At 37.8% G+C, this 23,776-nt stretch carries 25 protein-coding genes and 2 tRNA genes; 17 read left to right on the forward strand and 10 right to left on the reverse strand.

Translation table 11 applies throughout. The features are described 5' to 3' along the window. Window positions 1-3: 3 nt before the first annotated feature. Window positions 4-1,617, reverse strand: coding sequence for a phosphoenolpyruvate carboxykinase (ATP) (pckA, locus tag JM84_RS01355; RefSeq protein ID WP_013750867.1), 1,614 nt, complete (start codon window positions 1,615-1,617; stop codon window positions 4-6). Window positions 1,618-1,691: 74 nt separating this feature from the next. After that, a complete protein-coding gene (locus JM84_RS01360; RefSeq protein ID WP_144782391.1) occupies window positions 1,692-2,072 on the reverse strand; it encodes a DUF423 domain-containing protein in 381 nt (126 codons plus the stop codon). Between the two features lie 90 nt (window positions 2,073-2,162). Here JM84_RS01360 and JM84_RS01365 point away from each other — a divergent pair, with 90 nt between their 5' ends. Together JM84_RS01365 and JM84_RS01370 are read left to right on the forward strand one after the other, a co-directional pair. Further along, a complete protein-coding gene (locus JM84_RS01365; RefSeq protein WP_144782393.1) occupies window positions 2,163-3,533 on the forward strand; it encodes a saccharopine dehydrogenase family protein in 1,371 nt (456 codons plus the stop codon). 72 nt (window positions 3,534-3,605) lie between these two features. After that, window positions 3,606-4,076, forward strand: coding sequence for an Lrp/AsnC ligand binding domain-containing protein (locus tag JM84_RS01370; protein ID WP_013750864.1), 471 nt, complete (start codon window positions 3,606-3,608; stop codon window positions 4,074-4,076). A 103-nt stretch (window positions 4,077-4,179) separates the two neighbouring features. Here the strand turns inward: JM84_RS01370 and JM84_RS01375 are convergent, their stop codons facing one another. Then, window positions 4,180-4,524 carry a TM2 domain-containing protein gene (locus JM84_RS01375; protein WP_144782396.1) on the reverse strand — a complete coding sequence of 115 codons (345 nt, stop codon included), beginning with the start codon at window positions 4,522-4,524 and terminating at the stop codon, window positions 4,180-4,182. Window positions 4,525-4,573: 49 nt separating this feature from the next. Here JM84_RS01375 and JM84_RS01380 point away from each other — a divergent pair, with 49 nt between their 5' ends. After that, the gene (locus JM84_RS01380; protein WP_144782398.1) at window positions 4,574-5,452 is read left to right on the forward strand and encodes a hypothetical protein; all 879 of its coding nucleotides are present in this window, start codon (window positions 4,574-4,576) and stop codon (window positions 5,450-5,452) included. A gap of 115 nt (window positions 5,453-5,567) precedes the next feature. On the opposite strand, the gene ahcY is transcribed toward JM84_RS01380, so the two are convergent. Further along, entirely contained in the window at window positions 5,568-6,884 is a 1,317-nt protein-coding gene (gene ahcY, locus JM84_RS01385) for an adenosylhomocysteinase (RefSeq protein WP_013750861.1), read from the reverse strand. Between the two features lie 71 nt (window positions 6,885-6,955). Here ahcY and JM84_RS01390 point away from each other — a divergent pair, with 71 nt between their 5' ends. The 13 genes from JM84_RS01390 (at window position 6,956) to msrA (ending at window position 18,039) form a co-directional block, all read left to right on the forward strand. Beyond that, a complete protein-coding gene (locus JM84_RS01390; RefSeq protein WP_144782400.1) occupies window positions 6,956-7,579 on the forward strand; it encodes a 4'-phosphopantetheinyl transferase family protein in 624 nt (207 codons plus the stop codon). Between the two features lie 99 nt (window positions 7,580-7,678). Next, window positions 7,679-8,392 (forward strand): geranylgeranylglyceryl/heptaprenylglyceryl phosphate synthase, encoded by a 714-nt coding sequence (locus JM84_RS01395; RefSeq protein WP_144782402.1) that lies wholly within the window; start codon window positions 7,679-7,681, stop codon window positions 8,390-8,392. A 20-nt stretch (window positions 8,393-8,412) separates the two neighbouring features. Continuing rightward, complete coding sequence (locus JM84_RS01400) at window positions 8,413-9,372, forward strand: carboxypeptidase-like regulatory domain-containing protein (protein WP_144782404.1); 960 nt, start codon at window positions 8,413-8,415, stop codon at window positions 9,370-9,372. A 5-nt stretch (window positions 9,373-9,377) separates the two neighbouring features. Continuing rightward, window positions 9,378-9,638 (forward strand): hypothetical protein, encoded by a 261-nt coding sequence (locus JM84_RS01405; protein ID WP_013750857.1) that lies wholly within the window; start codon window positions 9,378-9,380, stop codon window positions 9,636-9,638. Next, window positions 9,622-10,254 (forward strand): nicotinamide riboside transporter PnuC, encoded by a 633-nt coding sequence (pnuC, locus tag JM84_RS01410; RefSeq protein WP_144782406.1) that lies wholly within the window; start codon window positions 9,622-9,624, stop codon window positions 10,252-10,254. Before JM84_RS01405 ends, pnuC begins: the two co-directional genes overlap by 17 nt. Continuing rightward, on the forward strand, window positions 10,215-10,775 hold the full coding sequence (locus JM84_RS01415) for an AAA family ATPase (RefSeq protein ID WP_144782408.1): 561 nt from the start codon (window positions 10,215-10,217) through the stop codon (window positions 10,773-10,775). The genes pnuC and JM84_RS01415 overlap by 40 nt, the downstream gene beginning before the upstream one ends. Next, window positions 10,772-12,325: a DUF4301 family protein gene (locus JM84_RS01420; protein WP_144782410.1), complete on the forward strand. Its 1,554-nt coding sequence runs from the start codon at window positions 10,772-10,774 to the stop codon at window positions 12,323-12,325. Before JM84_RS01415 ends, JM84_RS01420 begins: the two co-directional genes overlap by 4 nt. Before the next feature lie 78 nt (window positions 12,326-12,403). Next, window positions 12,404-13,702, forward strand: coding sequence for a DASH family cryptochrome (locus JM84_RS01425; RefSeq protein ID WP_013750853.1), 1,299 nt, complete (start codon window positions 12,404-12,406; stop codon window positions 13,700-13,702). Beyond that, window positions 13,703-15,238 (forward strand): cryptochrome/photolyase family protein, encoded by a 1,536-nt coding sequence (locus tag JM84_RS01430; protein WP_013750852.1) that lies wholly within the window; start codon window positions 13,703-13,705, stop codon window positions 15,236-15,238. Next, window positions 15,201-16,733, forward strand: a complete 1,533-nt coding sequence (locus JM84_RS01435; RefSeq protein ID WP_013750851.1) for a cryptochrome/deoxyribodipyrimidine photo-lyase family protein — start codon at window positions 15,201-15,203, stop codon at window positions 16,731-16,733. Before JM84_RS01430 ends, JM84_RS01435 begins: the two co-directional genes overlap by 38 nt. 6 nt (window positions 16,734-16,739) lie before the next feature. Further along, on the forward strand, window positions 16,740-17,039 hold the full coding sequence (locus JM84_RS01440) for a TIGR03643 family protein (protein ID WP_013750850.1): 300 nt from the start codon (window positions 16,740-16,742) through the stop codon (window positions 17,037-17,039). A gap of 36 nt (window positions 17,040-17,075) precedes the next feature. Continuing rightward, complete coding sequence (locus JM84_RS01445; RefSeq protein ID WP_013750849.1) at window positions 17,076-17,510, forward strand: DUF2452 domain-containing protein; 435 nt, start codon at window positions 17,076-17,078, stop codon at window positions 17,508-17,510. Next, window positions 17,500-18,039: a peptide-methionine (S)-S-oxide reductase MsrA gene (gene msrA, locus JM84_RS01450; RefSeq protein WP_013750848.1), complete on the forward strand. Its 540-nt coding sequence runs from the start codon at window positions 17,500-17,502 to the stop codon at window positions 18,037-18,039. Before JM84_RS01445 ends, msrA begins: the two co-directional genes overlap by 11 nt. Window positions 18,040-18,144: 105 nt before the next feature. Here the strand turns inward: msrA and JM84_RS01455 are convergent, their stop codons facing one another. After that, window positions 18,145-19,476, reverse strand: a complete 1,332-nt coding sequence (locus JM84_RS01455; protein ID WP_013750847.1) for a M20/M25/M40 family metallo-hydrolase — start codon at window positions 19,474-19,476, stop codon at window positions 18,145-18,147. A 444-nt stretch (window positions 19,477-19,920) separates the two neighbouring features. Here JM84_RS01455 and JM84_RS01460 point away from each other — a divergent pair. After that, a tRNA-Asn gene (locus JM84_RS01460) sits at window positions 19,921-19,994 on the forward strand. A 493-nt stretch (window positions 19,995-20,487) separates the two neighbouring features. On the opposite strand, the gene JM84_RS01465 is transcribed toward JM84_RS01460, so the two are convergent. From JM84_RS01465 to JM84_RS01485, 5 genes are all read right to left on the reverse strand, one after another. After that, a tRNA-Asp gene (locus JM84_RS01465) sits at window positions 20,488-20,561 on the reverse strand. A gap of 152 nt (window positions 20,562-20,713) precedes the next feature. Further along, the gene (locus tag JM84_RS01470) at window positions 20,714-21,649 is read right to left on the reverse strand and encodes a DUF58 domain-containing protein (protein WP_013750846.1); all 936 of its coding nucleotides are present in this window, start codon (window positions 21,647-21,649) and stop codon (window positions 20,714-20,716) included. Window positions 21,650-21,752: 103 nt separating this feature from the next. Continuing rightward, window positions 21,753-22,301 carry a ClpP family protease gene (locus tag JM84_RS01475; RefSeq protein ID WP_035338043.1) on the reverse strand — a complete coding sequence of 183 codons (549 nt, stop codon included), beginning with the start codon at window positions 22,299-22,301 and terminating at the stop codon, window positions 21,753-21,755. Window positions 22,302-22,501: 200 nt separating this feature from the next. Then, window positions 22,502-22,819 (reverse strand): thioredoxin, encoded by a 318-nt coding sequence (gene trxA, locus JM84_RS01480; RefSeq protein ID WP_013750844.1) that lies wholly within the window; start codon window positions 22,817-22,819, stop codon window positions 22,502-22,504. A 146-nt stretch (window positions 22,820-22,965) separates the two neighbouring features. Further along, complete coding sequence (locus tag JM84_RS01485) at window positions 22,966-23,667, reverse strand: zinc metallopeptidase (RefSeq protein ID WP_013750843.1); 702 nt, start codon at window positions 23,665-23,667, stop codon at window positions 22,966-22,968. Between the last annotated feature and the right edge of the window lie 109 nt (window positions 23,668-23,776).

Below are 23,776 nucleotides of genomic sequence, written 5' to 3' on the forward strand. Positions count from 1 at the left end.
CAACTACCCTAATGGTGGTTGTCCATTCATTATTTCTTCACTTGCATACTCTTCAAACTTCTTGAAGTTATCTTTAAAAGATCTCGCAAGCTTATTTGCAGTTGCATAGTATCCTTCATCGTTATTCCAAGTTGCTCTAGGTGATAATACCTCTGTAGGTACTCCTGGGCATGTGCGTGGCTGTGCTAGTCCAAAAACAGAGTGTATGTGGTAGTGATCATGAGAAGTCTCTTGTGGTAACTCTCCATTCATCGCTGCCTTGATCATAGCACGTGTATACTTAAGTTTCATACGTGATCCTACTCCATAAGGTCCACCAGTCCACCCAGTGTTAATAAGCCATACATTTACTCCAGATGCCTTCATTTTCTCACTAAGCATCTCTGCGTATTTAGTAGGATGTAATGGCATAAATGGAGCTCCAAAACACGCCGAAAATGACGGTTGTGGCTCTGTAACTCCTGCTTCTGTTCCAGCAACCTTTGCAGTATACCCACTTATAAAGTGATAAGCAGCTTGACCCGGTGTTAATTTTGAGATAGGAGGCAATACTCCAAAAGCATCTGCTGTTAAGAAGAAAATGTTTTTAGGATTCTTCCCTACAGAAGGCTCTTGAATATTATCAATGTGGTTAATAGGATAACTAACACGTGTGTTTTGAGTGATAGAAGTATCTTCAAAAGCTACATTACCATTATCATCTAGAATTACATTCTCTAATATTGCTCCGGGCTTGATAGCATTAAAAATATCTGGCTCATTTTCCTTAGAAAGGTTAATCACCTTTGCATAACAACCTCCTTCAAAGTTAAAGATGGTGTTTTCCTTAGTCCATCCGTGCTCGTCATCTCCTATAAGCTTACGCTCTGGATCTGCCGAAAGTGTTGTTTTTCCAGTACCAGAAAGTCCAAAGAAAATTGCAGTTTCTCCATTATCTCCTACGTTTGCACTACAGTGCATAGGTAATGTTTCCTTTTCTACAGGAAGGATAAAATTTAATGCAGAGAAAATTCCTTTCTTGATCTCACCGGTATAACCAGTTCCACCTATAATGATTGTCTTTTCTGTAAATGATAGAATTGCAAAGTTGCTCTGGCGAGTCCCATCTACTTCAGGGTCTGCTAGAAATCCTGGGGCGTTAAGAATGGTCCACTCAGGATCAAATGTTTTAAGTTCTTCAACCGTAGGGCGAAGAAACATGTTATAAGCAAACATGTTTGACCAAGGATACTCGTTTATCACTCGTATATTTAGTCTGTAATTCTCATCTGCACAAGCATAACTGTCTCGTACGTAGATTTCTTTTTCAGAAAGATAGTTGGCTACTTTTGCTTTTAACTTTGCAAAAGCTTCTTCACCAAATGGGAGGTTAATGTTACCCCACCAGACTTTATCTTCTGTCTTGGCATCTTTTACAATAAAGCGATCTAAAGGTGATCGTCCTGTAAAAGTACCAGTGTTTACTGCTAGTGCGCCAGAGGACGCAGTAGTTCCCATGTCGTTTTCTACGCTTATTTCGTGTAGTTTCTCAGGGGAGAGTTGGTAGTTGATTTTGGCATTTTTGATGCCTAATTTTTCTAATGAAAGTGTCTTCGAAGCTAAGCTATCTGCGACCATAACAATGAGTTTTGTGTTGTTTTAGGTCACAAAAGTAGTAAGACTTTGCTCAGCACTATAACGTTTTCGCTGTTTTATTTGGATTTTATGAAATGTATAACTATCAAAAGCCAACTAACAATGAGCAAAGTCCCGCCTATTGGGGTGATAAGAGCGATTTTAGTAAAATCAAAAGATGTTAATTCATTGGTTGCCAGCCCGTATATAGAACCTGAAAAGAATAAAATACCTAGCAATAGCAGCACCCATACTATTTTTTTTGTTTTTTCGCTTAAAGCGAAAACTGGAATAAGCAACAACAATAAGGCATGATACATTTGATACTTTACACCCGTCTCAAAAGTCGCAATCGCTGATGCATCAAGCACTTTCTCAAGGCCATGCGCACCAAAAGCCCCTATAATAACCGCGGTAAGACCAAAAATCCCACCTGTCACTCTTAATTTTTTATCCATGCTATTTGTTTAAGATGTGGCCCAAAACCGTACTTTAGACCAGCAGAATTCAATTTGAACTCTCACACAAAATTACAAAACTAACTACCCATGCGAAAGATTCTCGTAATAGGCGCTGGAAAATCCACGAGCCAACTCGTAAACTACCTACTTTCTAAATCTGACAAAGAAGATTTACAGATTACCGTGGGCGACATCTCTATAGACAATGCTCAAAAACTCATCAATGACCATAAAAATGCTACGGCAATAAGCCTTGATGTATTTAACAAGGAAGAACGTGAGCAGGCTATTAAAGCAGCAACTATAGTAATCTCTATGCTTCCTGCTCGTTTCCATATTGAGGTTGCTAGAGACTGCGTTACTTTTGAAAAGTCTATGGTAACCGCTTCTTATATTTCTGATGAGATGGAAGCGCTTGATGCTGCTGTAAAAGAGAAAGGGCTTGTATTTATGAATGAAATAGGCTTGGACCCAGGTATAGATCACATGAGTGCCATGCAGGTAATAGACCGTATACGCAATAAAGGAGGAAAGATGATTCTTTTTGAGTCGTTTACAGGTGGTCTTGTGGCACCAGAAAGCGACACTAATCTATGGAACTATAAATTTACTTGGAACCCTCGTAACGTGGTTCTCGCAGGTCAAGGCGGTGCAGCCGAGTTCATACAGGAAGGAACTTATAAATACATTCCTTACCAACGTCTTTTTAGACGTACGGAGTTTTTACAGATAGAAGGTCACGGTCGTTTTGAAGGTTATGCAAATCGCAATTCGCTAAAGTATCGCTCTGTATATGGCCTTGATGACATCCCTACATTGTATCGTGGCACCATACGTCGAGTTGGTTTTTCTAGAGCTTGGCAAATGTTTGTACTTCTAGGTATGACAGACGATAGCTATCAATTAGAAAATACGGAGCAAATGAGTTATCGTGATTATGTAAATTTATTTTTACCATACTCCCCTACAGATTCGGTAGAGCTTAAACTGCGCCACTACCTCAAGATCGATCAAGATGATTTACTATGGGACAAATTATTAGAACTAGACATCTTCAATAAAACTAAAAAACTAGGGCTTAAAAAAGCAACTCCTGCTCAAGCATTACAACGCATCCTAGAAGATAAATGGACGCTAGATGCTAAGGACAAGGACATGATTGTCATGTATCATAAATTTGGCTATGAGCTTGACGGTAAGTGCAAGCAGATTGATGCAACCATGGTAAACATAGGAGAGGATCAAGTAGAAACCGCAATGGCAAGAACGGTAGGTTTGCCAGTAGCAATGGCAACCTTACGCATTCTTAATGGAGAGATTACTACACCTGGGGTGCAACTCCCTATTAAAAAGGAAGTCTATGAACCTATTCTCAAAGAACTGGAAGAGTATGGCATCACCTTTAAAGAATACGAGGTTGACTATCTAGGTTATAATCCAGATATCGTAGGAGGATAACCTTTTTAAAAATTGAATTACAGTTTATAACTATTTATATATCTTGTAGTTTCAATATAGAACCTTCTTGAGATGAAAATTGTAAAAGACGAACTTATAATAGATGGTATAGATAAGATAATCTTGCGCCAACTTATGGAAGATGCTCGTAAGCCTATTCTTGAAATTGCTCGTAAAGTGGGGATTTCTGGAGCTGCCATACACCAGCGTTTACGTAAGCTAGAGAAATCTGGACTTATTGCAGGATCTAAATTTATCATAGATCCAAAAGTGCTAGGCTATCGCACCCAAGCATTTATAGGAGTATATCTCGATAGAGCTGCAAATAATGCAAGAGCAGTACGACAACTTAAAGATATTCCCGAGGTGATAGAATGTCATTACACTACTGGAAATTGGTCTGTACTTATCAAAATTCTTTGCAAGAATAATGAAGATTTAATGAATTTACTCAATAAAAAGATTCAAGCGATAGACGGCGTTTCACGTACAGAAACCTTTATCTCCCTTGATCAACAAATAGACAGACAGATTAAAATCTAATTTTTTACGCTTTCGCGAAAGCGTACCACCACTATTAAAACCCAATATTTACGCATAAAAAAACCTCTCGCATGGAGAGGTCTTTCTATATACTAAGCTTTTGTTACAGCCCAGGATAACTACCCGTTAGGATTTCAATACCATCGATTACCCAACCTACAACAAAGAAACCTGCAGTAAGAATAAATAAGATGTTCCATCCTATTGGACTTCCTAAGTACCATCTGTGTGCTGCAAAACCTCCTAAGAATAACCATAATAAAATAGCTATCAATTGGCGATCTGCTTCTACTGCTGCAGGTGAAGTAAGTACTTCTGCATGATCATCCTCAGTAAGTGTTACTCCGTTTACGGCAGCAACTGCTGTTCTCTGTACTGGAAATCCAGCATAGGTATTTGTAACGGCAAGCATTACAAACGCAAATAATAGTGTAATTTTGAGTCTCATGTTTGGTTTTGTTTTTATTAGACCTAACTAAATTACCTAAAAAACAGCTATGTACTTACGAAGAATTCTCTTTTTTACATATTTCCTGCTCGGAGCTACCGCTTACGGCCAACTTACTGCTTATGAATATATGGGAGTTATAAAGCTTAATGATTCTGCTTTTATATCCTATAAACTAGCCTTTGAAGAAGTGGATGGTAGAGTACAAGGATACTCCATGGCAGATTTAGGAGGGAAACATGAAACTAAGTCTAATATCAAAGGAATTTATGATAGTGAGAACAAAATATTCTCCTTTGCCGAATATGATATTGTGTACACAAAATCTCCACTAGGTGAGGTAGACATGTGCCTCATAAACTTTGAAGGTAAAATGAGAAACCTTGAAAACAATAAAGCTTTTAGCGGTGACTTTAAAGGCCTCTACCCAGATAAGAGCTCATGCCTAGATGGAATGCTTATCATGTCTGCCACAGAAGAGGCGCAAGCTAGAATTGCCAAGCTAGACAAGAAGATTCAAAAATCTAAAAAGGTAAGTCAAGAATTAAAAGATAGAATTTCGGCAAAGCGCTCTGTAGATACGCTTACCATGAGTATCGTAAGAAAGAATGAAAACCTCAACGTTTTTACTAAAACTAAAGATGTTGTGATTTCTATTTATGACTCTGGGAAGGTAGATTATGACCGCATAAACCTTTATGTGGATGATGTACTTATACTAGAAGATTACTCAATAGAAAAAGCTAAAAAGCAAATACCAATCACTATTACCAAGAAAACAACCGTAGTGCGCGTAGAAGCCCTTACAGAAGGAACCTCTCCGCCTAATACGGTTAAAGTAGAGATACAAGACGGCATGAGTTTAATCATTACAAGAACGAGTCTTAAAACGGGTGAAAAGGCAGAGCTTACCTTAGTGAAGCAGTAAAAGAAGTTAGATTTCTTCCGAATAAAGCACAAAAAAACCCACGCTATAGACGTGGGTTTTTCTATTTAATATTTTCGCGAAAGCGAAAATAGTTTTATGTCTGTGCGACTCTCGCCTAGTATCTGTAGTACTCAGGCTTAAATGGCCCTTCTACTGTAACACCGATGTAATCTGCTTGCTCTGTAGAAAGAGTTTCTAGCTCTACACCTAGACGTGATAAGTGCAATGCTGCTACTTTCTCATCAAGGTGCTTAGGAAGCATGTATACTTCGTTGTTATAGTTTGCACTGTTTTTCCAAAGTTCGATTTGTGCTAGTGTCTGGTTTGTAAATGAGTTACTCATTACGAAACTAGGGTGACCTGTTGCACAACCTAAGTTTACAAGACGACCTTCTGCAAGAACGATAATATCTTTACCGTCTATAGTATACTTATCTACTTGTGGCTTGATTTCATCCTTAGTTGCTCCGTGTGTACTGTTTAACCAGCCCATGTCGATCTCATTATCAAAGTGACCTATGTTACATACAATCACCTTATCCTTCATCGCCTCAAAGTGCTCTGGGCGTATGATGTCTTTGTTTCCAGTTGTAGTAATCACAATATCTGCGTTACCTACTACAGAGTTGAGTTTCTTTACTTCAAAACCATCCATTGCTGCTTGAAGCGCACAGATAGGATCAATTTCAGTTACTGTAACAATAGATCCAGCACCTTTAAAAGAAGCTGCGGTTCCTTTACCTACATCTCCGTATCCACATACTACTACACGCTTTCCAGCAAGCATAGTATCTGTAGCACGACGTATAGCATCTACCGCACTCTCACGACATCCGTACTTGTTGTCAAACTTAGACTTAGTTACAGAGTCATTTACGTTTATTGCTGGCATAGGTAATGTTCCGTTCTTTACACGCTCGTAAAGACGGTGTACACCAGTCGTAGTTTCTTCAGAAAGACCTTTGATATCTTTTGCAAGTTCTGGGTAACGATCTAATACCATGTTAGTAAGATCACCTCCATCATCAAGGATCATGTTTAATGGCTTACGATCTTCTCCAAAGAAAAGTGTTTGCTCGATACACCAATCAAATTCTTCTTCATTCATCCCTTTCCAAGCATATACTGGTATTCCAGCATCTGCAATGGCAGCAGCAGCTTGATCTTGAGTAGAAAATATGTTACAAGAAGACCAAGTTACCTCTGCTCCTAGTGCTTTTAATGTTTCAATTAAAACAGCTGTCTGTATTGTCATATGCAGACATCCTGCAATACGAGCACCTTTAAGCGGCTGCTCATCTCCATACTCTTCACGTAGAGACATAAGCCCAGGCATCTCTGCCTCTGCAAGTTCGATCTCTTTGCGTCCCCAGCCCGCTAGGGAAATATCTTTTACTTTGTACGGTACGTACGGTACTGTCTTTGTGCTCATAATTTGTATATTTAGCTTATTTCTTAGCAGTGGCAAATTTACGCAATACCTTACAGAAAACCTTTTAATCGATGCCTCTTTACAAAACGATAACAGTTAGCTCGAGTACAACAGTCTATATTTGGAAGATTGAAGAAGATATTACTACGCTTTCGCGAAATATAAAACTTACAGATCATTGCCAGAATAGACTACAAGGAATGAAGTCTGAGCTTCACCAAAGAGGCTTCATGAGTATACGCCACCTCCTAGCCGAAGCTGGATACACGGACTTTGATTTATATTACGATAAGAATGGAAAACCTCATCTGCATGATGGCAAGCACATTTCTATCACACATAGCTACACCTTCACTGCCATTATTGTAAGTGATCAACCCGTAGGTATCGATATAGAAAAGCAACGTGACAAAATCTTGCGCATTGCTCATAAATTTACACCTATAGAAGAATATTACACACTTACTAATGCAGATGCTCGCATGCGCAAACTCACCATTGTATGGGGAGCAAAGGAATCACTTTACAAACTATATTCACAAGAAGGACTGAGTTTTTTAAAGCATATAGACGTTACAGATTTTGATTTTGACGATGGCAAGACTACAGCCACGCTAAATTATGAAGGCGCAGTCTCCACCTATGATCTCACCTTTATGGAGTTCGAGGGATTTACCTGTGTATATGGGTTTTGATTTTGGTCCCGATAGCTATCGGGATTGAAGGTTTTACCTCCGTTTACGGTTATTAATAATGAATAGCATTCTTTGTACTGCAATTCCTACCTTCGTGTGGTGACTATATATTCCCAAATCATACATAAAAAAGAAGAAGGCGGTAAGCTACTCGCAATTCTCATAGATCCAGATAAGTTTGAAATGGATTCCGCTTTCGCGAAAGCGTACTTGAAAAAAATACCCACCGCCACAACTCACATTTTTATAGGCGGAAGTACAGATCCAGCACGTAAAACAGCAACTGTGGTCCAACTTCTAAAAGCCGAAACAGCATTACCCATTATTCTGTTTCCTGGAAATTACAATCAGGTTACTCCAGATGCAGACGCAATATTATTCTTATCACTACTATCTGGTGATAATGCCGAATTTTTAATAGGCCAGCAAACGAAAGCTGCGAGAGCAGTACAACAAAGTGAGCTTGAAGTAATCCCCACAGGATACTTACTCATAGACGGCGGATCCATAACTGCCGTGCAACGAGTGAGCCAGACCAGCCCAATGTCACAAGGTGATAAAGAGCGCATAGTAGACACAGCACTTGCAGGACAATATTTAGGCAAAAAATGTATTTATCTAGAAGCAGGAAGTGGCGCAAAAACCGCAGTACAACCTTCAATAATCAAAGCCGTTTGTGATACACTCACCATTCCAGTAATCGTGGGCGGAGGTATTAGAAATTCTACTCAAATGGAGCTAGCACATGAGGCTGGGGCAACAATGGTCGTTATAGGCACAGCTTTTGAAGAGAACTCATGGAATGACTGCTAATTGAATATTAAATCATCCTTATGAAATACATCATTTATCTAATAACGATTCTCATCACAACACAACTACTAGGTCAAACGACCTATGTAGTTGATGCGGTTTCAAAAACACCCGTATCCTTTGCTACTATTTCTTTTGGTGATGGAAGAGGAACGTTTGCAGGCGATGTTGGTGAGTTTACTTTTATTAGCTCAAAATATAAGGATATAGACAGTTTATACATCTCGGCAATAGGTTTTAAGGAACAAGCCTTTGCTGCCGCCAGTTTACCAAACAAAATATATCTAGCCCCAGAGGCTAGCTTACTTTCTGAAGTTATCGTTACTGCAGAAAAGAAAGGTAAATACAAGAAGAAAAAATACAAGGAGACTACACACACTAATTATTACAACTGCTGGCTGCCTACTGTAGAAAGTGAGGTTGCTGTATTTTTTGAACGTGAAGATAGTAAGTCGTCAAAAATTGCACAACTGTGGATTCCTATTAACTCAGAAAAGGAATTTCGCAAGAAGGGCAATATGAAATTCTCTACCTTGTTCCGTATTCAGTTTTATAAGAACGAAAATGGACTGCCTGGAACACCGGTAATACATAGAGATATTGTTTTTCGCGTAAGTGAGCAAGATGATGAGATGTACGAGCTCGATATAGATAAATATCAAATTTTTATTCCTAAAGATGGAATTTTTGCCTCCCTACAAGTACTAGGATATGCAGATAAGCAAGGAAAGCTCATACAGACTAAAAAATATAATGAAATTGAAACTCCTAGAGGAATTCAAAAAGTATCTGTTACTTTTAGACCTTTATTACCGTTTACAAATGAATTGCCATCACAAAAAACGTATGTAAGAAGAGTATTCTTTAATGATAAAAAATGGCAAGTATTTGACCGTACTTACAATGAGCATTCGGCGCTTGTAAAAACTGGAAATGTAAATTATGGAATGGGTGCATTACTGCACGTTTATCAAGAATAATAACTATGCAAATCTCTGTAGATCTTACTTTTAGTCCGCTACAAAATGATTACGAAATGTATATCATTAATTTTATAAAGCGACTACGCGACTCTGGCCTTACCATTATAGAAAATCCTCTTGCCACTCAAGTATATGGGGACTATGACAAGGTGATGACTACACTTACTAAAGAAATGAAGCGCAGCTTTGAGGAAATAGGCATCGGTCTATTTTATATAAAAATTGTAAAAACAGATCGCTCTGATTATGTCGCAGATTTTTGATTTCCTTTTTGGCCAGTACGCCACATACGACACCTTAGATATTGTCTTAGAACTTATAGCAGCGATATTTACAATCGCATCTGTAGTCTACTCAAAACAAAATAACGTTCTCGTTTTTCCTACCGGAATGATTTGTACAGCAATCTTTGTGTATCTACTTCTCAAATGGGGACTACTGGGAGACATGATGATTAATGGATATTACTTTATCATGAGTGTTTATGGATGGTACATCTGGACACAAAAAGTAGACGGTGTCGCGGTTACTCCTATTACGAGTGCTACTAAAAAGGAACACCTCCTCTCTGTAGTGATTTTTATTACATCTGCGATTTTTGTGTATGTCGTATATATCATTTTTGATAAAATTGAACACTGGACATCTTATGTAGATATGATTACCACAGGCATCTTCTTTGTGGGAATGTGGCTTATGGCTAGACGTAAGATTGAGAACTGGATATACTGGATCATAGGTGACATTATCACTGTACCTCTTTATTTTTACAAAGGACTCACTTTCAGTAGTATTTTATATTTTGCACTCACTATTATTGCCATTTTTGGATATTTAGCATGGAAGAAGAGCTTAGACAAGTCACCAGTAATTGCATAAGAGTTTGCCTTATTGGACCAGAAAGTAGTGGGAAAAGTACGCTTTCGCGAAAGCTAGCGCAGCATTACAACGCACCCTTAGTTCTAGAATATGCAAGACAATATCTTCAAGATTTATGGGACACAAAGCAAAAGATATGCAGACCAATGGATCTGCTACCTATTGCCAAAGGCCAAATGAAATTAGAGAATGCTGCCGTAGCTAATGCTACAAATCTAGTTATTTGTGATACTGATTTACTGACCACAAAAATATATAGCGAGGCTTACTATGATGGCTGGTGTCCAGAATTATTGGAAAAAATGGCATTAGAAAATAAATATGATTTGTACCTTTTAACGTACATAGACACTCCTTGGGAGCAAGATGATTTACGAGATCGCCCAGAAAGAAGAGAGGAAATGTTTAATTATTTTAAACATACCTTAGAGAAATATAAAAAACCATTTATTCTTGTAAAAGGCACCGTGCCTGAAAGAATGGTAACTGCTACCGAATCTATAAATACACTTTTAGTTTGAATATCACAGATCAAGACATAGAGCACATCACAAATTTAGGTGTAACCAAAGAGCAAGTTGAACAGCAATTTCAGATACTTCAGGAAGGAATTCCATTTGCAAACTTGCGCAGTGCCGCTACAAAAGGTAATGGTCTTATTGTGCTCAATACAGAAAAAGAAAAACAACTAGTACAACATTACGAGGATAGTAAAAGTGCGATAACTCCATTAAAATTTACTCCAGCATCTGGTGCAGCTACTAGAATGTTCAAGTTTCTATTTGAATTTGTTGAAGACTATAATCCTCAAGACGGAAGTATTAATGCATATATAAACAAGAAAGGGGTTCCAGAGCTTAGACTATTTTTTGTGGGTCTAGAAAGTTTTCCTTTTTACAAAAGAATACGCGCACGAATAAAAGACAAGTATGGCAAAGATGGAGCAGACATTAATGAAAATAGATTACGCTTTGTAAAAATAATGCTTGAAGAAAAGGAACTTAATTTTGGCAAAAAACCTAAAGGATTATTTCCTTTTCATGAATATAAAAAACATATAGCTACTGCCTTTGAAGAGCATCTTTTTGAAGGTGCTTTGTATGCAACAAAAGATACCGTTGCACGACTTCACTTTACAATTTCAAAAGAACATCAAAAGAGATTTTCAAAACGTTTTGATAAACGTAAAGACTATATAGAACGCAAAACAGGCATGACCTTTGACATATCTTATTCTTACCAAGACTCAGCTACAGATACAGTAGCCATTACAAAGTCAAATACTCTTTTAAGAGATGAGGATGGAAAAATCGTTTTTAGACCTGGAGGACATGGAGCTTTAATAAACAACTTAAATGAGCAAGATGCAGATATTATATTCATTAAGAATATTGATAACGTCGTTGTAAATAAGTACAAGACTCAAGTTGCTTATTATAAAAAGATGCTTGCTGGAAAGTTACTTTCACTTCAAGCAAGGTCTTTTGAATATCTAAAGAAAATTGACAATCAAAGCGAACTTTTAGACAGCGAGCGTATGGAGATCGCTACTTTCTTAGAAGATGATCTATTCTTAAGGCTTCCTGCAACCTTTAAAAAACTTGAAAACGCCGCACAAACAGATCTTTTGAGAAAATTACTAGATCGCCCTATACGCGTGTGTGGTATGGTAAAAAATGAAGGAGAACAAGGAGGCGGCCCTTTCTGGGTGATTCATGAAGATGGTACTGAGAGTTTGCAGATTATAGAAAGTGTGCAGATAAATCCTGATAACAAGGAGCAGCAAGAAATTCTTAAAAATGCTACACACTTTAATCCAGTAGATATCATTTGCGGTGTAAAAAATTACAAAGGAAAGAAGTATGATCTTCTCAATTATGTAGATTATAAAGCAGGATTTATTGCATCTAAAAGCTACCAAGGAAAGAAAATTAAAGCACTAGAACACCCAGGACTTTGGAATGGTGCAATGGCTCACTGGAACACTATATTTATAGAAGTTCCACTAGTTACTTTCAATCCTGTAAAAACGGTTAATGATCTTCTTAAACCAGCTCACCAAGTAAAATAACAAAATCATAGGTTAAATTTTGTTTAATCTTATTTATTAAAAGATAAACAATAAGTATCTTTATTTCAAAATAGAAATATGGATACCGCACTGGTATGGTTTAGAAATAATTTACGAACACAAGATAATAGCTCCTTGACTCATGCAATTGCTTCAGGCAAGCGTGTAATTGGGTTGTATAGTTTTGACCCTAGACAATTTCAGATAGGTGATTTTGGTTTTAAAAAGACGGAGAAATATCGCGCTCAATTCTTAATTGAGACTGTCCAGAATCTCAAAAAGAATCTCAACGATCTTAACATCACTTTGATTGTAACTCACGAGCATCCAGAAGTAACTATTCCAGATCTCATAGACCAACACGACGTCTCAGAAATCTACTCTCAAAAAGAGTGGACGCGTGAAGAAAATGAAGTTACCATTGCTGTAGAAGAAAAAATTAATAACGCAAAACATTACACTCATTATGATCAGTTTCTCTTTCATCCCGAAGATAATCCTTTCAATTCTTTCGGAGACATTCCTCAAGTATTCACTCAATTCCGTAAAAAGTGCGAGAAAGAAAGCACTGTCCAACGTTTACAAGAAAAAATCAAAACGCTTCCTTCAAAAAATCTACTCGATAAAGAAAGCAGCATACCTAACCTGCAAGAGCTAGGCTTAGACACTTTTACTAAAGACCATCGCTCTGCATTCCCTTGGAACGGCGGAGAAGACGAGGCTTGGAACCGACTCAATAATTACTTCTGGAATACAAAAAAACTCCAGTACTATAAGAAAACACGCAACGGACTCGTAGGAGAAGATTATAGCTCAAAGTTATCTGCATGGCTGGCAAATGGATCTATATCTGCACGCCAAATTTATTGGGAGGTAAAAAAGTTTGAAAAGGAAATTATTTCAAATCAAGATACGTATTGGCTCATTTTTGAATTGATATGGAGAGATTATTTCAAGTATGTCTCTCTCAAACATGGTAACGACCTGTTTAAAATAGGCGGAATTCTGCATAAAAACTACGACTGGAAACGTAATGATAAAGCCCAGCGCGAGTGGATTCATGGTAATACAACGTATGACTTTGTAAATGCCAATATGATAGAACTCAAAGAAACAGGATGGATGTCTAACCGCGGTCGTCAGAATGTTGCGAGCTTTTGGGCCAAAGAACAACAGCAAGACTGGCGCGTAGGCGCTGCTTACTTTGAAAGTGTCCTCATAGATTATGACGTGCATAGCAACTGGGCAAACTGGATGTACAACGCAGGTGTAGGAAACGATCCTAGAGACAGAAAATTCAATATCAAAAGGCAGCAGGAAATGTATGACGGTAATGGCAAGTTTGTAAGACTGTGGACTCAAAATGAATTATTTTAAATGAGCACTTTACGACTTATTCTGGGCGATCAGCTCAACCACAAGCACTCCTGGTATCAAGAGCAATCTGACTATGTCATTTATTTCATGGCAGAAATGCGCCAAGAAACAGATTATGCTACCCATCATATTCAGAAAGTTGTCGCCTTTTTTAAAGCAATGCGCGAATTTTCTGACTGGCTTACATCTCAAGGACACAAAGTGATTTATTACACCCTAGATGCGCCTGAAAACACCCAAAGTCTCATTAAGAACATTGAGCAACTTATTAAAGAAAACGACATATCACTATTTGAATACCAACTTCCAGATGAATATCGGCTGGATGAAATGTTATCACGCTTTCGCGAAAGCGTAACAATCGAAGTAAAGTCATACGATACAGAGCATTTTATGACTTCTCGTACCGACTTGTCTTCTTTTTTTGAGGGTAAAAAGCTCTTTACTATGGAATATTTTTACCGCATGATGCGCAAGAAATATGACGTCATGATGATAAACGATAAAGATCCTGAAGGTGGTAAATGGAATTTTGACCACAGTAACCGCAATAAGTGGAAAGGAGATACTTTAATCCCTATTGAAAAGACTTTTGATACAAATGTCTCATCTATTGTAAAGCTCATTGAAAAAGCTGGAGTTAAAACCATAGGACGCATAGATGAGAAGAATTTTGCATGGCCTACCAATCGTAAAGAATCACTTGAAGTGCTTGACTATTTCTGTGAGCACTTATTAGTTCATTTTGGCGATTATCAAGATGCCATGGATCCAGATCAAGCCTACTTATATCATAGCAGATTAAGCTTTGCAATGAATAGTAAGATTCTAGATCCTCAAGAAGTTATTGAAACCGTTATAAACTATTGGAGAGCACATAAAGAAGAAATAAATATAAGTCAGATAGAAGGTTTTGTAAGGCAGATTCTAGGATGGAGAGAGTACATGCGAGGGATGTATTGGAAAGAAATGCCAACATTTGCAACGACCAATCATCTTGAGAACAAAAATCCTTTACCTGAGTTTTACTGGACTGGAAAAACTAAAATGAACTGTCTTAAGTGCAGTATCAATAATAGCCTAGATAATGCTTATGCACACCACATACAGCGATTAATGATTACTGGCAACTACGCACTTCTTACTATGTGTGATCCAGCACAAGTAGATGAGTGGTATCTCGGGATTTATATTGACGCTATAGAATGGGTTGAAATCACAAACACTCGCGGAATGTCCCAATGGGCAGATGGTGGTAAAATTGCAACAAAACCCTATATTTCTAGCGGAAGTTACATCAACAAGATGTCTAATTACTGCAAGGGATGTCATTATAAAGTGAGTAAAAAAACAGGCGAAGATGCATGTCCTTTTAATTCCTTGTATTGGAATTTCTTGAATGAAAAACAAGAATATTTTAAAGGAAACAATCGCATGAGCATGATGCTTAGTCTTTTAAATAAAATGGATAAGAAGACATTACAAGCACATCAAGAACGTGCAGAAGACATCATTAAAAACCCCGCAAATTATTAAAAAAGAGGTAAACATAGTATGGTTTAAGAGGGACTTGCGCTTGCATGACCACCTACCCTTGTACAATGCTTTGCAAGAGGGTCAGCCGCTGCTTTTACTTTATATTTTAGAACCTTCACTAGAAGTAGATCCTCATTATAGTGACCGTCATTTTAACTTTATTAAAGAGTCATTACTTAATCTTCAGAAAGAATTAAAAGCATTTAATACTAAGATTTTGATTATTCACGATGAGGTGGTCTCTGCTTTTAAAGAACTTATAAAACATTATAAAATTCATACCGTTTTCTCCCATCAAGAAACTGGACTACGTGTTACCTATGATAGAGATTTAGCATTAGAAGCATATGCAAATAATCTAAAAATAGCCTCACCAGAAAATAAATTTGGCTGGGTAGAATTTGCAAACAACGGAGTGCAACGTAAACTGAGAAATCGTGTAGGATGGAGCGAAGACTGGGAGTGGTTTATGAAACAACCACAGATTCCTTTTCAGCCCAAAAAGAATCAATTACTATCAATAGAAGATATTAATGCTCTAGAAGATAATTTTAAAAAAGTCTCTTTACAAACATCTGCATCTAGTCCTTTTCAAAAGGGAGGGACGACGATGGCGATGCGCTACCTGACGTCCTTTTTGCATGACAATCGATATCTCAATTATGCAAAACATATTTCAAAACCTAGCTTAGCTAGAAAGAGCTGCTCTAGATTATCACCTTACATCGCTTGGGGAAATGTGAGCATACGCCAAGTGTATCAGGAAGCAAAACATTTTCGCGAAAGCTCTAAAAATAAACGTGCCATCGATGGGTTTACTTCACGATTGCGATGGCAAGCACATTTCATTCAGAAGTTTGAAATGGAGGACTCAATGGAATTTGTGAGTGTAAATAAAGGATATCACAAGCTCTCAAAAAATGTGAATGTTAAGTATCAAAAAGCTTGGAAAGAAGGCAAAACGGGATATCCACTAGTAGATGCTTGCATGCGATGTCTGTGTGAGACCGGTTATCTCAATTTTAGAATGCGTGCCATGACGTTATCTTTTTTTACACATAACTTATGGCAACCTTGGCAAGATGCCACTTATCATCTAGCCCAGCAATTTCTTGATTTTGAACCAGGTATTCACTACCCTCAAATACAAATGCAAGCGGGTGAGACAGGAATAAATATGCTGCGCATATACAACCCGGTTAAAAATAGTTACGAGCACGATGAAGATGGTGAGTTTATAAAGAAATGGATTCCAGAATTGGTAAACGTACCTGTTGCATACATCCATGAACCGTGGACGATGAGTGCTCTTGAACAACAATTTTGCAATACAGTGATAGGTGAAGATTATCCTGCGCCTATAATTGATATAAAAAAGACAGCAAAACATGCGGGTGACGTATTGTGGAAGCTTAAGGATGATAATATGGTAAAGAGAGATGCGTATCGTATCTTAAGACGACACACGCTCGCAAACAGAAATAATTTTGATTAAAAGACTATGAAAAAGCAAGAAATACCAGAATTCACAGAACGCGAACTAGACCGTATTATAGAAATGGCTTGGGAAGATAGAACTACCTTTGACGCAATAGAAATGCAGTTTGGGATCAAGGAACAACTTGTAATTGAATTAATGCGTCGTGAGATGAAGGAAAGCAGTTTCCGTATGTGGCGTAAGCGAGTGCAAGGACGTAAGACTAAGCATGCAGCAAAACGTGCTTATGGCATGGATGATGCACGCTTTAAATGCAGTCGTCAAAAACAAATTACGCATAATAAAATTTCAAAAAGGAGGTAATATTAGACTATTTACTTTTAGGTAAGAGATCACACTATGACAAAGAAAAAACCAGATCAGGTTGTTTATAATGAGGAGAAGGGCAAGTATGATGCTGCCCTTACGCCTTATGCTACAAACTTAGGAGCGCCAGCTATTGTTACTGATGATGTAACTACATGGAAAAACTCAAATATCAGTAAGGTTAACCATCAATTTAAGACTGAATATGAGGAGTTAAAGGCGCAGTATGAAGTGATGATGAAAAAGTTTGAATATAATAATCTTATTTATGCTGCAAAATTCTCTTTTGAACCCATCGTAGGTGCAGTTTATCATCTATATCGTTATAAAAATGGAGAGCCTTTTTTGTCTTTAATTTCACCTGATGAATGTAATTGGGATTTTGCCGGAACCTTCGAATTAAAGGCCGATAAAATCTGGAACCGACTAGACACTCCAAAAGAGGAAGAAGAAGAAAATGAAAAATAATTTACAACAAGCAACCATAGGTGGAGGATGTTTCTGGTGTGTAGAAGCCGTTATACAACGCTTAAAAGGTGTTTCTAACGTGGTTTCTGGATATGCTGGAGGGCAAGTCCCTGGACACCCTACATATAGAGAGATTTGCTCTGGCCTTACGGGACATGCAGAAGTGATACAATTTGATTTTGACCCTGCAATAATTACGTATGCAGAGATACTTACCGTATTTCTCACTACTCACGACCCTACGACCCTCAATAGACAAGGAGCAGATCGTGGGACGCAATATCGATCTGTGATTTTTTATCACAATGATGAGCAGAAAGCGCAAGCAGAACAAGTGATTCAAGTAGTACAAGAGTATTATGAGGATCCTATAGTTACTGAGGTTTCAGAGCTACCTACATTTTACGATGCTACGCAGGAGCACCAAGATTACTATAATGAAAACAGGCAGCAAGGATATTGCCGTGTTGTCATAGACCCTAAAGTAGCTAAGCTCAAAAAGTTTTATGAGCACTTGCTCGCTTCTTAGTACTGCTATAACAGACTAAAAAAAGCCACATTACTCATAAACATAGAGCAATGTGGCTTTTTAAGTTTTGGAGTGATTAGTGCGCTTTCGCGAAAGCGTACCTCATTATCTTTCCATATTAATCAATCTGTAAATAAGAATTGCCGTACGTTTTGTGAGCATTTCTATAGTTTTAATATTTACGGTTTCACTAGGAGTATGCGCTCCCGTTCCCATAGTCCCCAACCCATCTAGACAAGCAACATGGGCTGCTACAAACGAAGTATCTGCGGCACCGCGCTTTCCTGGATCATAGGCCGCAACAGCAGGACCTCCCATATCTTGACTCACTTGGCTCAAAATTTCTAGTACCTCATAATTTTGAGGAGTAGGCTGCATTGCTGGATAACTATCTTCAAACTCAACTACGGCACTTGTGTGAGGCAGATTATTTGCTACAATCTCACGCATTTTTGTACGTGCTTCCTCCTTCTGTTCTTCGGAGATGAAGCGGAGTCCTCCTTGCACATATGCTGTTTGTGCAACTACATTACCTTTTCCAAAAATACTTCCTTTACTTTCTTCTGGGTTGAGCTCCATTGTAGTACCTCCCAGCATCATGCCTGGATTAAAAGATAGTAATTCTGGTCCTCTTACTTCATTATAGAAACCGTTGAGAATACGTGCAAGTTCAAAATTTGCTCCTGCTCCTACGCTTTCGCGAAAAATTCCGCTAGAGTGTGCTCTCTTTCCAGTAACTGTAACTTTCCAGTTAGAAGATCCTCGTCTTGCTACAGTAGCATTATCAAATCCTGTCGAAGTTTCAAAACCTAAAGCAATATCTGAATTCTTTGCAGCATCTATCAAATCTTTCCTGCTTATTGTAAGTGGCTTTCCGGTGCTTTCTTCATCTCCTGTAAAGGCTACGGTGATTTGCGCATCATCAAGTAATCCTGCTTCTCTAAGTGCTTTAAGTGCATATAGCACCACTACATTACCGCCTTTCATGTCATTTGCCCCAGGACCTTTAGCTATAGAGTCATTGACCATTTCAAATTGTTGAAACTCGCTATCATCCTCAAAAACGGTATCTAGATGACCTATAAGTAGTAATCGCTTCCCTCTTTTCCCTTCTGTAGTAGCAAATAGATGCCCTGCTCTATTCACCTCGGCAGGCATATTAATCCAATTTGTAGTAAAACCTATATCTGTAAAAGACGCAGAGAAAACATCGCCCACTTCTTTCACCCCTTTAATATTGAGTGTACCACTATTAATGTTTACCACGTTTTTAAGAAACTCAATACTTTCCTCTGTGTGTGTTTCTACAAGATTTACAATTTGTAGCTCCTCTTTTGATAATTGTTGTGTAGAAGATTGCGCATTAAGTGCTCCTGTTTTCGCGCAAGCAATCATTAAACTAATTACAATTAGAAATAATATCTGATGGTTCTTCATAGGTTTTATATTTAAGAGGCGATTATCTCAAAGATAATCAATGATCAATAATTGAATTCTTGTGTAATTTTTCTTTTTTTCAAACAGAGGGTAGGAGTTTTTATAATTGGACGGTTATATAACAAAGAATTGATCCTACTAAAAACAATGTTCCCCCACTTTTTTGGATTAGTGCAAACTACATTTGAGTACAATTTCAAAAAAATGTTGAAAAAACCCTGAGAAATAATTTTCTTAGGGTTTTCTTTTTTTAATTGCTCTTTTATTTGAAAATAACTGATTCTGAACACATAAGAATCGTGATGATTATTTAAGCTCAAGAAACGCATTACCCTGAAGTGGGCATGATGAAAAAAAAGTCAAAAAAAAGTCAAAAAAATGCTTGATTTTTTTGGACGAGTGTAAAAAAGTTTTATATTTGCATCCGCTTACAAAAAGTAACACTCCTCAATAGCTCAGTTGGTTAGAGCATCTGACTGTTAATCAGAGGGTCCTAAGTTCGAGTCTTAGTTGAGGAGCTAGTAAGTAAAAGCCATACAGTCCGTATGGCTTTTTTTTGTGCCCTATTTTAATTTCGTTAAATGACAAGTATCAATAGATGCTCACTATATTAATTCCTTACGAGAATTAGCTTGCGACATAGCCCGCGACACCTCTTAAGCCAATAAAAGCGTTTTACTGCATTATCGTTCCTGCCGAAAGCATACTTACTAGAAATATTAAAAAAGATGACCAAGAGCTCTTGCAATTGCTAACACAATACTCACCCAAATACTTAAAAAGTTTATCAAGAGTTGTTGTGAAAATCGGGAAACTATAAAGAGAGTTTTATTTCTAGTCTAAGCATCTAAGATTGCTCTAAAACAAAAAAAGCCTTTCCTACAGGAAAAGCTCTTCATCGGATTCAACTACAAATCCTACCACATGTGATGTGGCCAACACAACATCGTTAAAAGTAATCAATTACTTCTATAAACCAAAAAAAGCCCACGGACTGTGAGCTTTTTGTTGCGGTCTGGACGGGACTCGAACCCGCGACCCCCTGCGTGACAGGCAGATATTCTAACCAGCTGAACTACCAGACCGTTACTCCACTTTTTGAGACTTTGAGTATGTCTTAAATTTTTCACTTTTTCAATCTCTAATTTTTTAATTAGAGAAGCAACATTGCTTTTGCTTCGTTGCGGGTGCAAATATACACTCGTTTTTTGATTACACAAACAAAAAATTAAAATTTTTAAATAAATTTTTGACGCTCCACTAAAAACGTGGTGAGTATAGGTGCAAAACCTTTTTCAATTACTGCTGGAATATACTTAATACGATACTGAGCACAACGTAGTTGCAGGTTTTTAAAGTATGTCTCTACCGCGCTGGTATAAATATCTCTAATATTATCTGCATATAAATTTATTGATGATCCACTCTCTACATCAACAAATTTACGCGGGCTATTATCAAATTTAAAGTCATATTCTTTCTCTTGGCTATACGTATGAAAAAGAATCACCTCGTGTTTATTGTATTTGAGATGCTGTAACGCTTCAAATAATTGTTCTTGTTCTACATCATCTTGTAACATGTCTGAAAATAAAAACACCAGCGATCTACGTTTAAGCTTTTCTGCAATAAGGTGTAGGTATTTGTATGTAGCTGTTTTCTTTTCTGCTTTTGCAAGAGCGGGATCTAGCACACCATTTAATTGATCTAATAACATGTGGTGGTGCCTATCACTTCCCTTCTCTCCTGTATAGAATTCATAATGGTCACTGTAAATACTCATTCCCGCAGCATCACGCTGCTTTTTCATGAGATTCATAATAGCGGCACTCGCAAGTGCAGAGAAGCTTATCTTATTAAGATTTGAAACGCTGTGCTCCTTTACAGCGGGATAATGCATAGAACTACTATTATCTAATATAAGATGGCAGCGTAGATTAGTTTCTTCCTCATAGCGCTTTGTATACAGTCTATCTGTCTTGGCATAAAGTTTCCAGTCTATATGCTTTGTACTCTCTCCAGGGTTATAGATTTTATGCTCTGCAAACTCTGCCGAAAATCCATGAAACGGACTTTTATGCATCCCAGAAATAAAACCTTCTACTACCTGACGCGCCAGCAACTCTAAGTTACCGAAGCCCGAAGTTTTGTTAAGTTCTGATTTGATATCCATTATGAGTACGATTTAAGGAGGTAAGATATATGTTTTGATACATTAAACACAAAGTGCGGAATAAATTCCGCACTTTGTGTTACTCATAAAATTATAAAGGTAATTATCCTTCATAAACACCATCTGCAATCCCGTAAGCTACAGACTCCTCTGCACCCATCCAGTGATCACGCTGGAAGTCTTTCATTATTTTTTCAAAAGTTTGACCACAGTTATCAGCAAGGATTTGCGCGCTCAATTCTTTTGTTTTTACAATTTCTTGTGCTGTAATCTCAATATCAGAAGCTTGACCTCGTGCTCCACCAGATGGCTGGTGTATCATTACACGTGCGTGTGGCTGTATAAAACGACGCCCTTTCTCTCCTACAGATAAAAGCAGTGAACCCATACTTGCCGCTAGACCTGTACAGATAGTAGAAACTGGACTTTTAATCATTTTAATAGTGTCATACATTGCAAAACCAGATGTTACATAACCACCCGGGCTATTAATAAACAGTTGGATCTCACCATGACCTTGTGCATCTAGATACAACAAACGATCTATTACGTGCTTTGCACTTTTATCATCTACCATTCCCCAGAGGAATATCTTTCTATCATCAAGCAACTGACTGTCAATTGCGTCTTGTACTTTCATTTTCTTTTCCATAAACAGGTGCCGCGATTACGGCTATTTATCGTTCCTGCCTAGACAGAAACCTCATCATTATTTTCTTTTAGTAATCAAAACTGCTACGTGGTGTATCGTTTTGCTTTTGCGAAAGCGTACTCTAGTAACAGCGCTCTAAAAATACAAAAAGGCTTGGCACAGTGCCAAACCTTTCTTATAATCTTATAAAAAGCTTGGGCTTATAAAAGTCCGTCGATAGCTTCTGTGTAAGTTGCCTTAGGAGCAACGCCTACTTGACGTCCTACTACCTCACCGTTCTTAAACATAAGAACTGTAGGGATGTTACGTACTCCGTATTTTGCTGCAAATTCTTGGTTTGCATCTACGTCTACTTTACCTATTACGGCTTTACCTTCGTATTCTCCTGCGATCTCCTCGATAACTGGTCCTACCATACGGCAAGGTCCACACCAAGCAGCCCAAAAGTCTACTAATACAGGCTTATCGCTGTTTAATACTTGCTCTTCAAATGTCGCATCTGTGATTTCTAATGCCATAACTATATATTTTAATTGTAATTCTATTTAATTGTACTATGCAAACTTAGTCAATAATTAATCCAAACCTTACAACGCTTATATCAGCTTTGATTATAGCGTCATTGTGACAGTTTATCATGAGTTATTTGACAGTATAACACATCCTATCGCCTGTTACCAAAAACTTGCAGAGCAAAGTATAACAAGGTTGCTAGTGACCCTATAGCGGCAACAAGATATGTTCTTGCAGCCCACTTTAATGCATCTTCTGCTCCATCATACTCTTGTGGTGTTACCATATTTTCTGCCTTAAGCCATGCTAATGCACGGTTACTTGCGTCATACTCTACTGGCAGAGTGATGAGACTAAATATAGTTCCCATTGCGTATAGTGCAAGACCTATAATTGCCACAGTACCACCTATTGCGGTAGAAGCCATTAAAGCGACACCACCCATTATAACCCACATACTCATTTTTGACGCAATGTTTACAATAGGTACAAGCTTAGATCGCATTTGCAACCAACTGTAAGCTGTAGCGTGCTGTACAGCATGACCTACTTCATGTGCAGCAACCGCTGCTGCCGAAGCATTACGTTGTCCATAAACTACATCACTAAGATTTACCGTCTTATCTCTAGGGTTATAATGATCTGTAAGTTGGCCAGCTACAGAAATTACTTTTACATCTGTAATTCCATTATCGGCTAGCATTTTTTCGGCAATCTCTGCTCCAGACATCCCGTTGCGCAATTGCACTTCTGAATAATGTTTAAATTTACTTTTGAGCTTGTTGCTTACTAGCATACTCACAAGCCCGATAGCTCCTACAATAATATAGTAGCCCATATATCCTCCTAACATAGTCGTTTATTTTAAAGTTGTTTTAGGTTTCTAAAGTTACAAAAGTATTATGCACAAATTAAGCCAAGATTACAATTCATCTTTTTACCATCAAGAGCCCTAAATACTC

Source organism: Dokdonia sp. Hel_I_63, from assembly GCF_007827285.1.
Classification (GTDB): domain Bacteria; phylum Bacteroidota; class Bacteroidia; order Flavobacteriales; family Flavobacteriaceae; genus Dokdonia.

What these genes read in the sequence shown, in the direction of transcription:
- trxA (WP_013750844.1), bottom strand. Translation starts at nt 22,819, where the DNA reads ATGGCATTAGAAATCACAGATGCGACATTTGAAGAGCAAGTATTAAAC.
- JM84_RS01360 (WP_144782391.1), bottom strand. Translation starts at nt 2,072, where the DNA reads ATGGATAAAAAATTAAGAGTGACAGGTGGGATTTTTGGTCTTACCGCG.
- msrA (WP_013750848.1), top strand. Translation starts at nt 17,500, where the DNA reads ATGAAAAATAATTTACAACAAGCAACCATAGGTGGAGGATGTTTCTGG.
- JM84_RS01440 (WP_013750850.1), top strand. Translation starts at nt 16,740, where the DNA reads ATGAAAAAGCAAGAAATACCAGAATTCACAGAACGCGAACTAGACCGT.
- JM84_RS01430 (WP_013750852.1), top strand. Translation starts at nt 13,703, where the DNA reads ATGAGCACTTTACGACTTATTCTGGGCGATCAGCTCAACCACAAGCAC.
- JM84_RS01455 (WP_013750847.1), bottom strand. Translation starts at nt 19,476, where the DNA reads ATGAAGAACCATCAGATATTATTTCTAATTGTAATTAGTTTAATGATT.
- JM84_RS01475 (WP_035338043.1), bottom strand. Translation starts at nt 22,301, where the DNA reads ATGGAAAAGAAAATGAAAGTACAAGACGCAATTGACAGTCAGTTGCTT.
- JM84_RS01405 (WP_013750857.1), top strand. Translation starts at nt 9,378, where the DNA reads ATGCAAATCTCTGTAGATCTTACTTTTAGTCCGCTACAAAATGATTAC.
- JM84_RS01400 (WP_144782404.1), top strand. Translation starts at nt 8,413, where the DNA reads ATGAAATACATCATTTATCTAATAACGATTCTCATCACAACACAACTA.
- ahcY (WP_013750861.1), bottom strand. Translation starts at nt 6,884, where the DNA reads ATGAGCACAAAGACAGTACCGTACGTACCGTACAAAGTAAAAGATATT.
- JM84_RS01375 (WP_144782396.1), bottom strand. Translation starts at nt 4,524, where the DNA reads ATGAGACTCAAAATTACACTATTATTTGCGTTTGTAATGCTTGCCGTT.
- JM84_RS01470 (WP_013750846.1), bottom strand. Translation starts at nt 21,649, where the DNA reads ATGGATATCAAATCAGAACTTAACAAAACTTCGGGCTTCGGTAACTTA.
- JM84_RS01380 (WP_144782398.1), top strand. Translation starts at nt 4,574, where the DNA reads ATGTACTTACGAAGAATTCTCTTTTTTACATATTTCCTGCTCGGAGCT.
- JM84_RS01485 (WP_013750843.1), bottom strand. Translation starts at nt 23,667, where the DNA reads ATGTTAGGAGGATATATGGGCTACTATATTATTGTAGGAGCTATCGGG.
- pnuC (WP_144782406.1), top strand. Translation starts at nt 9,622, where the DNA reads ATGTCGCAGATTTTTGATTTCCTTTTTGGCCAGTACGCCACATACGAC.
- JM84_RS01425 (WP_013750853.1), top strand. Translation starts at nt 12,404, where the DNA reads ATGGATACCGCACTGGTATGGTTTAGAAATAATTTACGAACACAAGAT.
- JM84_RS01445 (WP_013750849.1), top strand. Translation starts at nt 17,076, where the DNA reads ATGACAAAGAAAAAACCAGATCAGGTTGTTTATAATGAGGAGAAGGGC.
- JM84_RS01370 (WP_013750864.1), top strand. Translation starts at nt 3,606, where the DNA reads ATGAAAATTGTAAAAGACGAACTTATAATAGATGGTATAGATAAGATA.
- pckA (WP_013750867.1), bottom strand. Translation starts at nt 1,617, where the DNA reads ATGGTCGCAGATAGCTTAGCTTCGAAGACACTTTCATTAGAAAAATTA.
- JM84_RS01415 (WP_144782408.1), top strand. Translation starts at nt 10,215, where the DNA reads ATGGAAGAAGAGCTTAGACAAGTCACCAGTAATTGCATAAGAGTTTGC.
- JM84_RS01390 (WP_144782400.1), top strand. Translation starts at nt 6,956, where the DNA reads ATGCCTCTTTACAAAACGATAACAGTTAGCTCGAGTACAACAGTCTAT.
- JM84_RS01365 (WP_144782393.1), top strand. Translation starts at nt 2,163, where the DNA reads ATGCGAAAGATTCTCGTAATAGGCGCTGGAAAATCCACGAGCCAACTC.